Genomic DNA, 13320 nt, shown 5'->3' with positions numbered 1-13320 from the left:
GGAGGAACAAAATGAAGAAACTAACAGCCGTAATCATCTCGCTTGGGATAATACTATCGGCGCTCGCCGTATTCGCCCAAGAGATCGAAGACAGAAAGATAAAGAGAGACAGGGTAGAAGCCAGGGTGGAGGAGCTGAGGAAGGAGATTTTGGTTTCCAAGGTCGGGCTTACCGAATCCGAGGTTTCTCAAATTACAGCCATCAACAAGAAGTACAGGGAAAAGAGGATGGCCCTCTTCAAGGAACGGATTGAAAACAGCAGGGCCCTCTCGAAGGCCCTGAGGGAAGAGACGGTAAACGAATCGGAGCTGAAATCGATCCTGAACAAGCGTACCAGCCTCGAAGACGAAATGTCGAGCCTTCGCAAACAGGAGGAAAAAGAGATATCGAGGATGTTGACCACGGAACAGTTCGCCCGCTACATCGTATTCAACGAGAGGTTCAACAGGCAGATGAGGGGGTTAGTTGCAGGAAACGGCGCCGACCGCGTTAAGAGGGACAACCGCACGAAGAACAAATAGAAGACCCCGATTCATCAGGCCCCGACCCGAACTACCTGTAGGTCCTCAGCTTCTGGTATTTGTAAACCGCCATGTTATGCTCGGAGAGGGTCTCGGAAAAATGGTGGGTGCCGTCGTTCTTCGAGACGAAAAACAGGTAATTGCAATCCGAGGGATTAAGGGCGGCCCTTATGGCCGCCCTTCCCGGATTACAGATCGGGGTCGGGGGAAGCCCGGCGATAATATATGTGTTGTACGGCGTCATCCTCTCCAAATGCTCCTTTGTCAGGTTGCCGTCGAAATCGTCCCACATCCCGTATATGACGGTGGCGCAGCTGTCGAGCTTCATCTTTTTCTTCAAGCGATTGACAAAGACAGCCGATATGAGGGAGCGCTCGTTTTCGGCCTTTGCCTCCTTCTCCACGATCGACGCCAGAATCAGTACCTCGTAATCGTTAAGTCCGCTGTCAGCTGTCGACCTTTCCTTCTCCTTGTTAAAAACAGAAAAGTACCGCCTGACCATGAGCGTAATGATATCCCTCTCGTCCATCCCCTTGTTGAGGTTATACGTGTCGGGAAAGAGGTAGCCCTCGATTACGGGCGCATCGATTCCGAGCTTTGCCATGAAGTACCTGTCCCTCGACAGATCGAGAAATTTCGATCCGTCTACGAAGCCCAAGTTTTCGAGGTGTTCGGAGATCTGGTAGATATTGTACCCCTCCGGAACCGTTACATGATACTCCACGACGCTCCCTTTGAGGATCAAAAAAAGGATGTCTCTGGGCGACATCTCCGGGGTGATCTCGTATTCGCCTGTCCTGATGGTGCGCTCGACGCCGATTATCTTTGCGGCCGCGATGAATATCCGCCCGTCCTTGATGGCGTCCAGATCCTCGAGGTTTTTTGCGGTCTTCATCAGCGTATCGCCCCTCTCTATCTCGATGACGACCGGCTCCTTTACGCCGCCGGTCGGCGTCAGAAACATCTTATAGGCCACCCCTGCGGCGACGCCTGCAAAGACAACCAGAAAAAGGACCATCAAGAAGAACCATTTTAAGATCTTTTTAAACAATCCGCCGTCTCCTTATAACTCCTTATAAATATTGCCGAGACACCCCGGCCTCATATTAGACCAAAATATTTAAAGCTATTATGATATAAAACCGAGAAGAAGGGACTTTTAAAAACCTACTCCTCTTTGGTATCCAACAGCCATCCCCACCCGCACACAAAGGGAATCCCACCTTAACCAGATGCCGTCATATCCTCCTAAGTCTCCCCTCGAGGATTATCGCCGCCGCCACCTTGTCGATCGATTTTTTCCTTTTTTTGCGCGACAGATCGGCCGTGATCATCATCCTCTCCGCCTCCGCTGTGGATAGCCTCTCGTCGACAAATACAAACGGGACATCGATCATTTTGGACAGCCCTTCCGCGAATTCCTTCACCTTTTCCGCCGTCGCCCCTGAGCTCCCGTCCATGTTCCTCGGGTAGCCTATTACGATCTCCCCAACGTCGTTGTCCCTGACGATAACGGAGAGGCGGTCGAGCTCTTTGCCGTCCCTCTCTATGACGATCAGGGGCTGGGCTATCGTATTCGTCGGGTCGCTTATGGCGACTCCTATCCGCCTCTCTCCCACATCGAGTCCCAATATCCTCAAAACACCCCCTCAAATGAAACCCATTTCCGTTCTTAATGCAAAAGTACGAACCGATATATCAATCCATCCTATAATATCACATCCCTGCCAAATTTTATAGGGTGAAATTTTTATACAGCAAAATCCGATTTTAATAGAGAAATGTTGTTGAGGCGTGAAAAAAAGTGCTCTATTTATCCTCAAGGTCTCCGGCCGGAACGAATTCGAGCATCCACTTCTGTTCCAGGAGTGCCAGCCTCCCGTCCCCGCTGATGATCTCTATGAAGTTGTTTATCCAGTTCAGCAGGTCTGGGTCGCCCTTTCTTGTCCCCATGGCGACAGGCTCGTACGTGAAGGGCGTTACGATCGAAAAGGTCGTGTCGGGATACTTCTTCGCAAAGGTCGCGAGAAGCGCCTTGTCCACGATAAACGCCTGCGCCCTCCCCTCGGAAACCTCAAGGGCTGCGTCATCCGCCTTCTCATGGCGTACTATGGTGGCGTCCGGGAGGTATCTGTCCAACACCATGTCGTCGTGGAACGTGGTGGTGACTACAACCCCCGGGCGGTTGAGGTCGTGATAGGTCATGACCCTGCCGGCGTACTCGATATTTACGAGGAGGCATTTGCCCGAAAGGTAGTACGGCCTGGAGAAGTTAATGGCCTTGTTGCGCTCGGTGGTGATGGACATCCCTGATATGATGATGTCGAACTTCTTATTCACGAGGTCGGATATAATTCCGTCCCAGTTCGACTCCACGATCTCCAGGGTGACGTTCAGCTCGTCGGCCATCATCTGGGCAAGATCCGCATCAAAGCCTATGATCTTCCCGTTTGCGTCCTTCATCTCGAACGGCTGATACCGTATATCGGCTATGTCCATCCCCACTATCAGCTTTCCCCTCTTCAAGATCGTGTTCAACGTCGAGTTTTCGGCGATCGTCTCTGGAGTTACCGCAACTAACCCCCCGTTGTCATCCGAGCAGGAAGACAGGAGCAGAAGATATAAAAACAGCAATATGTATTTTACTATGCGATTTTTCATTTTTTAATCCGATCTATTGGCGATTCATGGGCGTTTTTTTAACGGGAGGGATTAAAGTATCTGGCTCAGGAACAGCTTTGTCCTGTCGCTCTTTGGATTTTTAAAGAAATTGTCGGGGGTTCCCTCTTCGATGATCTGTCCCTCGTCCATGAAGATTATCCTGTCAGAAACCTCCCGGGCGAAGCCCATCTCGTGGGAGACCACAACCATTGTCATCCCCTCCTTGGCGAGCGTCTTCATGACGTCGAGGACCTCGCCGATCATCTCGGGATCGAGCGCCGATGTCGGCTCATCAAAGAGCATCATCTTCGGCTGCATGGCAAGGGCCCTTGCGATCGCCACCCTCTGCTGCTGGCCGCCGGAGAGCTGGGACGGGAAGACGTCCGCCTTCTCGTTGATTCCGACCTTTTCAAGGAGTTTTTTCGCTATTTCCTCGGCGTTTTCGTGAGTCCTCTTCCTGACAACTGTCTGGGCCAGCGTGATGTTTTCCATCACGGTTTTGTGCGGGAATAGGTTGAAGTGCTGGAAGACCATCCCTATCTCTTCCCTGACGTGATGAATCTTGACATTTGCCTGGCTTATGTCGACTCCATCGATAATTATCGTCCCCTTGTCTATCTCCTCGAGCCTGTTCAAGCACCTCAAGAACGTCGATTTCCCGGACCCGGACGGCCCGCAAACGACAACCACCTCCCCCGGTTGGATGTCTGTGCTTACATCCACCAACGCCCTGATGTGACCGAAATTTTTGTAAACATTTTTGGCTATAATGATGGGTTCGGCCATCGCCAACTCCCCAAATTTAATATTTGCCCCAAATCCAGCATTTAATATTTCTATTGAAAAATAACTACTCGTCCGTAGCCATTATCTTTTCCATGTTCCACACAACCTTTGAGAGCACCAGAGTTATCACGAGATAGACCAGGGCCACAAGGGTGTAGGCCTCAAAGGGGATGAAGTATATCGACACATACTCCCTGGCCCTTCGGAGGATATCGGCAACCGCTATGATCGATACGAGGGAGGAATCCTTCAAAAGGGCGATGAACTCGTTTCCGATGGGCGGCAAAATCACCTTGAATCCCTGGGGTAGGATGACCTTGCTCATGGTCTGGTAGTTGGTCATCCCGAGGGACTTCGCCGCCTCGACCTGCCCGTGGGATATAGACTGTATTCCCGCCCTAAAGATCTCCCCCATGTAGGCCCCGTAACATATGGCCATGGCGGAGATAGCCGATCCGAGGGGTGGAAGTTGAAAAAATCTCCCGAGGCCGAAGTGTATGTAGAATAACTGAACGAGGAGCGGCACGCCCCTTATGACCTCGATGTAAACCGAGGCGATCCCTTTTATAAAGGCGTTGTTGGAAAGCTTGCCCAGCCCCGCCAGAAGACCCAATATCAAAGAGAGGATCATCGCGGCCACGGTGACCTCAAAGGTGATGACGATCCCGGATCTGACAAATTTTAGAACGTTGAAATAGGGATTGTTGTAAAAGTAGACGAGAAGCAGTATGGTCGTCAGGGCGGCGAAGAGGGAGACCTTCCACGCATCGAAGAAGTTCATATAAAAGGAGTGCCTGAGGCCGCCCATCTGGACCTCGTGCGTCTCCTGCATCGCTTCAAGGTCAAGGTTTATGTATCGAAGGAGGAGCCACACAACTAATGCGAATACAATCAGGATCACAGCTATTACAAAGCCCGCCGAGAAAACGTCGCCTGGATGTCCTGCAAAAAAGTTGTCTCCGATACCAGATATCAACGAGCCAAGCCCGACCTTCAGGATGTGGATCTTTCCTGATATCCATTCGAAGAGCCGTGACCATAAATTCGCGGCTGATTCGCCGTTTTTAACGGCCGATTCCGTTATACTGGAGCCGCCGTCTAAAAGTCCGTCTCCGACCGAGATAAAGAACTTTTTGATCCTAAAGCCGGTCATCCAATCCCATACATTTCTCATTAATATAAGGGCGATGGGGATCAGAAAATAGAGGGCGTTTTTGTATATTTTCGCCATCGACGTCAGTTTTCTGATCTCATCGGTATTGAGGATTACCACCTTTCTCCTGGTTATCGGTATCTTTAATAAAAAGATATAGTACAACGTAGAGATAAACCAGATGATAATCGTTATGGCAAACAGGTAGAGGACGAAGTTGAACGTAAAGCTGAGCGTGGTAATTCCGAAGTCCAGGCCGAACACATTTGCACGACTATACGCCACATCGTTAACGTGATATGGAAACGGCATGGTACCGTTGATCTTATCGATATAAGAAGCGATAACAAGGATATAGATAAAACTCGTCAGGATGGATAGTAACTCAAAGATGTTGATAATAGCAAGGAAGCGTTTTGCCCTGAGATTCCCCTTGAATTTGAAATTAAGGGCCGCCACGGCCGGGAAGATTATTATGATGACGAATGCGATAAAAAGAGAGGGCCTAAGCCTCTCCGTAATCAGCCTGAATGCGGGCCCGTTTATATTTGTGACGGTTCCCGTCAGACCGAAAACCTCTTTTGACGCAAAGGATGAGATCAAAAGGAAGAAGTAGAATGCTATTCCGATGAATCCCAGAAATGTGTGAAAGATAACAAGTCTGGCCTTCCTTATCTCCTTCATTCCCTCCTGATTTATCAAATCCATCAGGGTCCAGAGCCAGAACACGAAGAAAGAGATTTCAAGAAGACTAATTGTGGTCATTTTGCCGTTCTTTTGCGATTTTTGATTCTACATAAAAGTTCGGCGGGGCCTTTCAACCCCGCCGAAATTATAGGGCATTTTTTACTTGATACCCCACTTCTTCTCAAGAGTGGAAATCGTATCGCCCTTCTTGACCTCCGCCAGTCCCTTGTTGATCAGATCGAGGACCTTGGCGTTGCCCTTCTTGACGACTATTCCGTAGTCCTCAAGATCGCCCTTGTTCAGATCGGCGTTGACAACTACCAGCTTCTCTTTGTAGGCCTCGTTCTTCAGGGCGTAGTCGAAAGCGACGGGATGATCGCAGACAACCGCTACGACGTCTCCCCTGACCAGAGCCTCGATGGCGAGTGCGTTATCGTCGTAATTCACGAGCTCCACCTTGTCGTTCTTGCCGACAAAGATGGCGCCGGTGGTTCCGATCTGCGCACCGATTTTCTTTCCGGCCAGGTCGTCAAGGACCTTGATGCTCTCGGCATCCGCTTTGTTGAGAATAAGTGCCTGGCTGATGGCGTAGTAGGGATCGGAGAAGTCGTATTTCTCCTTCCTCTCGTCGGTAATGCTGACAGCGGAAATAACTGCATCGTATTTGTCCGCATCCAGGCCGATAAAAATACCGTCCCAGTTGACGTTGACAAACTCCACCTCGAAACCGGCGGCCTTTGCGATTTCATTCATGAAATCGATGTCAAATCCGACTATCTCCTCCGATGTCGGATCCACATTCTCAAACGGGGGATATGCGGCATCCGTGGCTACCTTAATCTTAACCACTTCTCCAGTCCCTTCCGCTACCTCTTCTTTCGGGGCGCATCCCTGCACCATTATGATCGAGCCAATGGCCAGTGCAAAAACAAAAAACAGCGCTAAAAGTTTCTTGTTCATAAAAATTCTCCTCCATGTTTTGTAGACAAAACTTACTATTTCCCCTTCTTCTACCATATATTCAAATGGATTACAACTCCATTTAAAACAATATTCACATAAAAAGCCGTCAATCCCCCCTCCCCCTCCGTACTAATCTCCCCCCACTAAATCCCCCACCCCGTAGTAAATCCTCACACCCACAACCAGATTGGGGGATGATACCAATAAAAAGCACTTATGTCAATAGATAAATTTATATAAATGACAACTTCCCGGCAAAATTCTTTAACTTTCTTCATTGCAAATATATGATCAGATCAGCCGCCAATCTCCTCTACCAAACGCACGAGATTCCTGACGAGTATCTCGACCATCTTGTCGCCCTTCTCCCTGCCGGCGCGCTTCGGATCGCCCCAGACCCCCGTCTTCCAGTACTCTTGTGTATCTCTTACCAAAAACGGCTTCGGGAACTTCGGGAAATCGGGCTCGGCCGGCTCTCCCACAAGCTCCGGGGCAAGACTCATGATCAAGGAGGTCTCGATCTCCCCGGCGTGGGAGTCCGCCGGAGTCTCGACAAGCTTGAAAAACTCGGCGTCGGTCAGCTCCAGGTCGGTTATAACCGAAAATCTCGTATCGTCGTATTTGTTCATTATCTGGTCCGCGGCGTCAAGGATTGCCGCAACGTGGTTCATCCCCGCGTGTCCGGAGTAGAGGATGAAATTTTTTATGCCGTGCCTGTAGAGGGAATCGACCACGTCAAGGACTACAGCAACGAGCGTCGTAGACCTGACCGCCACCGTGCCGGGGAAATCCGCCGTGCTCCGGCACACACCGAAGTTGATGGGCGGCGCCACAAAAACCGGCACCTTATCCGCCGCCTTCTTTGCGATCTCGTAGGCGTGGAGGATATCGGTGTTCATGGGGAGGTGCGGGCCGTGCTCCTCGATGGAACCCATGGGGACGATTACCGTTCTGGTCTTTTTTAATCCCTTGGAAAAATCTACCGTGGTCATCTGCTCGATTATCATTTATTGCTCCTTTTCCAACCCCTTTAAGGACAACTCCTCCTGCCGATCCCCCCAATTCTTGTCAATCCCTCTAATCCCTGCCAACCCCCTTGACTCCTGCCGATCTCTTTCCTGCAACCCCCCCCCCAACTCTGCCGACTCTCTTAAATATAATTCTCCCACCCATCGGCCAAGGAACTTAAGCGGTCGTCCCCCCGTCGAGGAGTATTACGCTCCCGGTCACGAAGCTCGACGCCTCGGACGCCAGAAAGAGAGCGGCCCCCACAACCTCTTCCGGGTCGCCTATCCTCCCCATCGGATTTGTGGCGGCAATCTGCTTTAAAATATCCGGATTCGACCAGAGCGGCTCCGAGAACTTCGTCTTTATCATAGCGAGGGCGATGGCGTTGACCTGAATGTTGAAGGGGGCCAGCTCCTGCGCCAGCACCTTTGTCAGCATCTCCACCCCCGCCTTGGCCACTCCATATATCCCGAGGCCCGGCGTTGCCCTCCTCGCGGCGACCGTGCTGATATTGATGATCTTTCCCCCCTTCCCCGCATCCTTCATCATCCTGGCGCCCCTCTGGCTGACCAGAAAGACCGACTTGAGGTTGGTGTCGATTATCTTGTCCCAGAGCGACTCGTCCGCATCGGTGACCGCGGGGGTAAAGATATTCATCCCCACGTTGTTTACCAGAATATCGAGCGTTCCCATCTCCCCCTTTATCTTTTCAAACAGGCCGTCTATATCCTCCAACTTGCCCAGGTGGGCGGGAACGGCGATGACCTTCGCCCCCCTCTCCTCTATTTTGCCCTTTGCATCGAGAAGCGTGTCCTCCTTCCTGGAACAAATGGCGATATTTTCCGCCCCGGCATCCGCAAACCCCAGCGCCAGCGAGATGCCGATCCCGCGGCTACCCCCCGTTACGAGGACGTTTTTACCCTTAAGTGAAAAAGTATCTTTTCCCATTTTTCTTAACCTCCTTTATCAATACGATCCCGAAAGAAAAAACGATAATTTTAGAAATAGACTTTACTTAAAAGGGTATTATCACCTTTTTCATCCATTGGCAATATTAAAAAAGTGAAAACGTAAAAGAGAGAAAAATGAGAAAAGAATCGGGAAAGCCTGAATGGCCTTGTATCCGCTATTTTCCCCCGCTCCACTTGAGCCTTTCCCTGATGTTGGCAAGGGAGCGAAGGGCGTCTTCGGTGGTCTCCCCGTAGGGTTCCACGTCCCCGAAGCGTTCGGCCAGATAGGCCCCGTTGAGGGATGAAAAATCGTCTTCGAGGTCCGGGAGCCTTTCTTTGACCAGATCGCCGAACTCCCCTGGAGTCATTAACCTATCTCTGCTCACTCCCTTTTTGGAGAGGAGATTCAGCGCATCCAAATACGCCCGGACGGCCCCCTCCCCTTTTCTTTTCGAGAAGCTGTCCTTGGAAAACACAAAAGAAACTACTACATAGACGATAATAGCTACAATAAAGATAATTACTACACCAATGATCGGGAGGAGAAAGGCCCTCCCCTCCTCTTTCATTCCCGAAATCCAGCCGCCCGTCTTTTCTCTCAGGTCGGACACGCTGTTTCTCCCCTTTATCGAGATGTCCCTTACATCCTTGATCATCTCCATCTGGTCGATCATCTCGTAATTGACGATATATATGTTCCACTTCATCTTGAGATTTTCGAAAAGCCTGCCTATCGCCGACACCTCCTTCAACATAACGAGCCCGGCCGGCGGGGTCGGGTCGAGAGTTACCCACCCCTTCCCCTTAAAATACGCCTCCACCCAGGCGTGGGCGTCGCTCGCCCTCACCGTGTAGAAAGAGCCGTACTCGTTGTAGTCCCCGGCGAGAAACCCGGTGACGAGCCTCGACCTTATCCCGGCGCTCCTCAGCATCATCACCATCGCCGTTGCGAAGTGCTCGCAGTAGCCCTTCTTGTTCACGAAAAGGAAGGCGGCCAGGGGATCGTCCCCCGCATCCCCAGGATCTAGATCGTACGAGAGATTATTGAGAAGATAATCTTTTATCCGCTCCGCCTCAATCTCGTCGGTTTCGGCCCCCTCCGTAATCTCATCGACTAGGGGCCTTATCCTCCCGTCGATATTGCCCGGCAGCTGAAGATAGGCCTTTGTCTCGCCGGGCGTGAGATAGGTCTCCTTTACCCTGACGGGATTAATCACCGACCTCACCCTGTACCTCAACTTGTCGTTGAAAAACCTCCTCGTCTCGACCGTGCCGTACCTGTCTTCGAGGAGGTTGAAAAACGGCCCCTCGAAGGAGACCGGCTCCGTCATCGAAAAGAGGACCCTGCCGTCCGTCGGCTCCAGGAAAAATTCCTGGTTAACTGTCGTCCCGGAGACCTCTCCGCCGCTGATAAAGGTCATGCCGATCCTTCTCATGACGTTTTTCCGGTAGTCCGTTTTTTCCCAATATCTCCCGTCGAAAACGTCAAAGGCGGTGCCGCGAAGATAGACGTCTTTTACACCCGCCTTTTCCATCTCCCCCTTGTCGACAACGACCCTCATGACGACGGCCGAGCTGACCTTCAGGCTTCCCACCTCCCCCAGCTCCACATTCTTCGAGAAGCCGGATACGCGAACCGGCTCGACAAGCTCCGAAGGGAGGAAGCCGGCGGAGATACGGGGGAAAAAGATAAAGAGAAAGGCCGAGAAAATGAGTATGAATGATGTGGTAGCGGCCGCTATTGTCAAGAGGGACGAGCCCTTCAGGTCAACCGGAAAGTCGTCCTCTCTATTTCTCAAACGATTGTTCGATTCGATATTCTGGATAAAATTGTATGTGATCATCGTGCCCGTGGCCAGGAAGAGATACACCAGAAATGAGAGCAGGAAAAGGGGCGAAAAGGTTAGGATCGTCGCCGCAAGGACGGAGGCGAGGCTTATCATATATACCTGAAGGTGGTGCCTCATCTCGCTCAAAAAGAGGATCCTCACCGCCTGGACGTAGATGAGAAAGCTTATTGTCGTGGTTACAAAGGAGCGGTGAAAAAAGAAGAGGCCGATCACCGAGAGGAAGAGGATAGCTATGATGGAGGCGGTGGCCACGCCCGCGGCCCTGGGAATCTTGGAGAGCCTCTCGCCCCAGAACCAGCCGACTATCAGCGACGAGAAGATGGCCGCGTGCTCAAGGAGCCCCAGCTCTCCGGTGAACAACATCGCCGCGAAACCGGAGGTGCAAACGGCGAAAGTGAGTATCTTGAACGTCCTTCTCAGACCTTCCATTATGCCCACCCAAAGAGAGGATTCGCCGTGAAATGACTGTCAAAAAGGTCAGACATCGATTATCGCCCCAGTATCCGCCTCGTCGATCACGGGCGGGGCGGCCGTTACCCTTCCAGGGCTGAAGAGGGCCAGCGCCTCGAGGATCTTTTCAAGCTGTCCCATCCCCTTGGCCGGCTTTAGAAATTCGCTCCCGATAATCAGCCCGACGGCGTAGTCACCCCTGATAAAGCGGACCGCCACGGATGCGGCCGCCTCGATCTTGTACTCGATCTCGTCCTCCGAGTTACTGTCCGATACGATGAGCCTTATCGTGATCTTCCGCTCGCTCTCCTCGGCAAACTCCTTTCTCATTATATCACCTCTCTTCGCAGTGCTCCTCCAGTGGATATGTCTCGGATTGTCCCCCGGGAAATACTCGGTAACCCCCCAGGGCTCCCCCCCGTGACCGGACTTGCTTACGACCACCTCGCCCTCCCACCCCCTGAGATCGAACCCCTCCGGATCAACCTCCCTGATCCTCGGGAGGACGAGGATCTCTTCATCTATGCTCCTCTTCATCCCCTTGGTGAAGAGCCCAAATGGGAAGCTCGTTGAGACCGCCACGTTGCCGAGAGCAAAAGGGCCTCGCTTCGGAAATAGAGCCTCCACCACGGGAAACTCCTCCCCCTTGGGCCCCAAATACGTGAGAAAACCCCCTGTCATAAAGGGCGCCTCGTCCTTAAGCAGGATAAGGTACGACGGGAAGAACCTCTTCTTGTTTTTCACGCCGAACCGGTAGAGGGTCGGGGTCTTTGCAAAGGCCCGATCCGATATTTCCCTTGTAATTACGAGGTCTCTGAGGGCAATGTTGGACATGACGCCTGACGCCACGATAAAGGAGAGCATGGCGCCGAGGATGATGTAGAGGAGGTTGTTTCCGGAGTTTACGGCGGCAAACCCCACCGCAAAGGTAAGGGCGATAAAGTACCATCCCACCTTCGTGATCTTGAGGGTTCGCGGCGGTGTGATGAACCTAATCAGCCATTTTTTTGTTCGGCGGGTAAAGTCAGACATCTCTTATATATTAGTAGAAGGGTAGAAGGGCAAAAACCATGCGGCCTGACAATCTACGGGACATTTGACAAAGTCGGAAAAACGACGAGAGCGATTTAGAGCCGAATCATAAAATCGCTCCTGGGCCCCCCTCCGACATCCTTGACAACCGCAAGACCTTAACCGACCGGTCGACTCAGAGTGGAACGGGAACCGACTCGGTGATCTCCATCAGGACGTTTCTCGCCTCCCTCGATCTCCCGTGGGGGACAACGGAGGACGATTTCAAGACTACTCTGTGGGAAAAGACCGGCAGCACCATCTCCTTGATGTCGTCCGGGACAACGAAGCCCCTCCCCCGGATCAGCGCCGCGGCCTTGGCCGCCCTCTTAAGGAATATAGCGCCCCTCGTCGAGACCCCGAGCCTCAAATACTTCGATCCCCTCGTGGCTTTGACAAGCCTCATCAGATAATCGACAAGGGTGTCCTCTATTGTAACCCGGTCGGCAAGGGACTGAAGCGCCATCAGCTCGGCCGTCGTCAAGACCGGCCTCAGGCCGTCGACCCTCGACCCTATGCCTTGGCTTGTAACAACCTTTTTTTCCTCATCGTTTTCGGGATACCCTATCTCGATGGTCATCATAAAGCGGTCGAGCTGAGACTCCGGCAGGGGGTAGGTCCCGTGATATTCGAGGGGGTTCTGGGTGGCGAGGATCATGAACGGCCTCTCAAGGTCGTAGGTGCGGTTTTCCACCGAAACCCTCCCGTCGCTCATAGCCTCCAGAAGCGCGCTCTGTGTCCTCGGGGACGTTCGGTTTATCTCGTCGGCGAGGACGAAGTTGTGAAAGATGGGGCCCGGGATGAACTCGAAGTCCTCCCCCGCTTTCCTGTAGACCGAAACGCCGATAATGTCCGAGGGGAGCATGTCGGAGGTGAACTGGATCCTCATGAAGCTCCCCCCCACGGACCTCGCTATGGCGTGGGCGAGGGTGGATTTTCCCACCCCGGGGATGTCCTCGATGAGGAGGTGACCGGCCGAGAGAAGCGTTATCAGCGCATGTCTTATGACGTCCGCCTTCCCTATTATGGCGCTCCCGACGTTTCGGGACAGCTCGTCAATCAGCCTCTCCGGCGCCTTGTGCCCTCCCTGTTCCCCCTGTCCCTCTATCTCTAAGCCGTTATCCTTTTCAGATATTTTCAATTCCATCGCTTTATTATAATACCCAATCCGCCTTTAGTCAAGGACGGCCTAAAAAAACCGACAAAATCATTTAAAATTT

12 protein-coding genes are annotated in these 13320 nt (G+C 52.1%); 1 reads left to right on the top strand and 11 read right to left on the bottom strand.

All coding sequences use genetic code 11. The features are described from left to right. Positions 1-11: 11 nt before the first annotated feature. The gene (locus tag JW984_07240; protein MBN1572973.1) at positions 12-521 is read left to right on the top strand and encodes a hypothetical protein; all 510 of its coding nucleotides are present in this window, start codon (positions 12-14) and stop codon (positions 519-521) included. 31 nt (positions 522-552) lie between these two features. Here JW984_07240 and mltG read toward each other — a convergent pair whose 3' ends face one another. The 11 genes from mltG to JW984_07185 all read right to left on the bottom strand — a co-directional run bounded on the left by mltG (position 553) and on the right by JW984_07185 (position 13247). Then, positions 553-1572, bottom strand: a complete 1020-nt coding sequence (gene mltG, locus JW984_07235; protein MBN1572972.1) for an endolytic transglycosylase MltG — start codon at positions 1570-1572, stop codon at positions 553-555. Positions 1573-1759: 187 nt separating this feature from the next. Further along, complete coding sequence (gene ruvX, locus JW984_07230) at positions 1760-2161, bottom strand: Holliday junction resolvase RuvX (GenBank protein MBN1572971.1); 402 nt, start codon at positions 2159-2161, stop codon at positions 1760-1762. A gap of 169 nt (positions 2162-2330) precedes the next feature. Continuing rightward, positions 2331-3182, bottom strand: a complete 852-nt coding sequence (locus tag JW984_07225) for a transporter substrate-binding domain-containing protein (protein ID MBN1572970.1) — start codon at positions 3180-3182, stop codon at positions 2331-2333. A gap of 51 nt (positions 3183-3233) precedes the next feature. Beyond that, positions 3234-3956 carry an amino acid ABC transporter ATP-binding protein gene (locus JW984_07220; GenBank protein MBN1572969.1) on the bottom strand — a complete coding sequence of 241 codons (723 nt, stop codon included), beginning with the start codon at positions 3954-3956 and terminating at the stop codon, positions 3234-3236. Positions 3957-4032: 76 nt separating this feature from the next. Then, the gene (locus JW984_07215) at positions 4033-4800 is read right to left on the bottom strand and encodes an amino acid ABC transporter permease (protein ID MBN1572968.1); all 768 of its coding nucleotides are present in this window, start codon (positions 4798-4800) and stop codon (positions 4033-4035) included. 1167 nt (positions 4801-5967) lie between these two features. Next, positions 5968-6768, bottom strand: coding sequence for a basic amino acid ABC transporter substrate-binding protein (locus tag JW984_07210; protein ID MBN1572967.1), 801 nt, complete (start codon positions 6766-6768; stop codon positions 5968-5970). Between the two features lie 299 nt (positions 6769-7067). Next, the gene (locus JW984_07205) at positions 7068-7778 is read right to left on the bottom strand and encodes a creatininase family protein (protein MBN1572966.1); all 711 of its coding nucleotides are present in this window, start codon (positions 7776-7778) and stop codon (positions 7068-7070) included. Positions 7779-7956: 178 nt separating this feature from the next. Beyond that, a complete protein-coding gene (locus JW984_07200) occupies positions 7957-8727 on the bottom strand; it encodes a glucose 1-dehydrogenase (protein ID MBN1572965.1) in 771 nt (256 codons plus the stop codon). 178 nt (positions 8728-8905) lie between these two features. Next, positions 8906-11008, bottom strand: a complete 2103-nt coding sequence (locus JW984_07195) for a DUF3488 domain-containing protein (GenBank protein ID MBN1572964.1) — start codon at positions 11006-11008, stop codon at positions 8906-8908. A gap of 48 nt (positions 11009-11056) precedes the next feature. Next, complete coding sequence (locus JW984_07190) at positions 11057-12061, bottom strand: DUF58 domain-containing protein (GenBank protein MBN1572963.1); 1005 nt, start codon at positions 12059-12061, stop codon at positions 11057-11059. Positions 12062-12236: 175 nt separating this feature from the next. Next, positions 12237-13247, bottom strand: a complete 1011-nt coding sequence (locus tag JW984_07185) for a MoxR family ATPase (GenBank protein MBN1572962.1) — start codon at positions 13245-13247, stop codon at positions 12237-12239. Positions 13248-13320 lie beyond the last annotated feature (73 nt).

This window comes from Candidatus Zymogenus saltonus (genome assembly GCA_016929395.1).
GTDB classification, from domain to species: domain Bacteria; phylum Desulfobacterota; class Zymogenia; order Zymogenales; family Zymogenaceae; genus Zymogenus; species Zymogenus saltonus.
The sequence above is the reverse complement of the archived record's forward strand: the minus strand, read 5'-3'. Positions and strand labels throughout refer to the sequence as shown.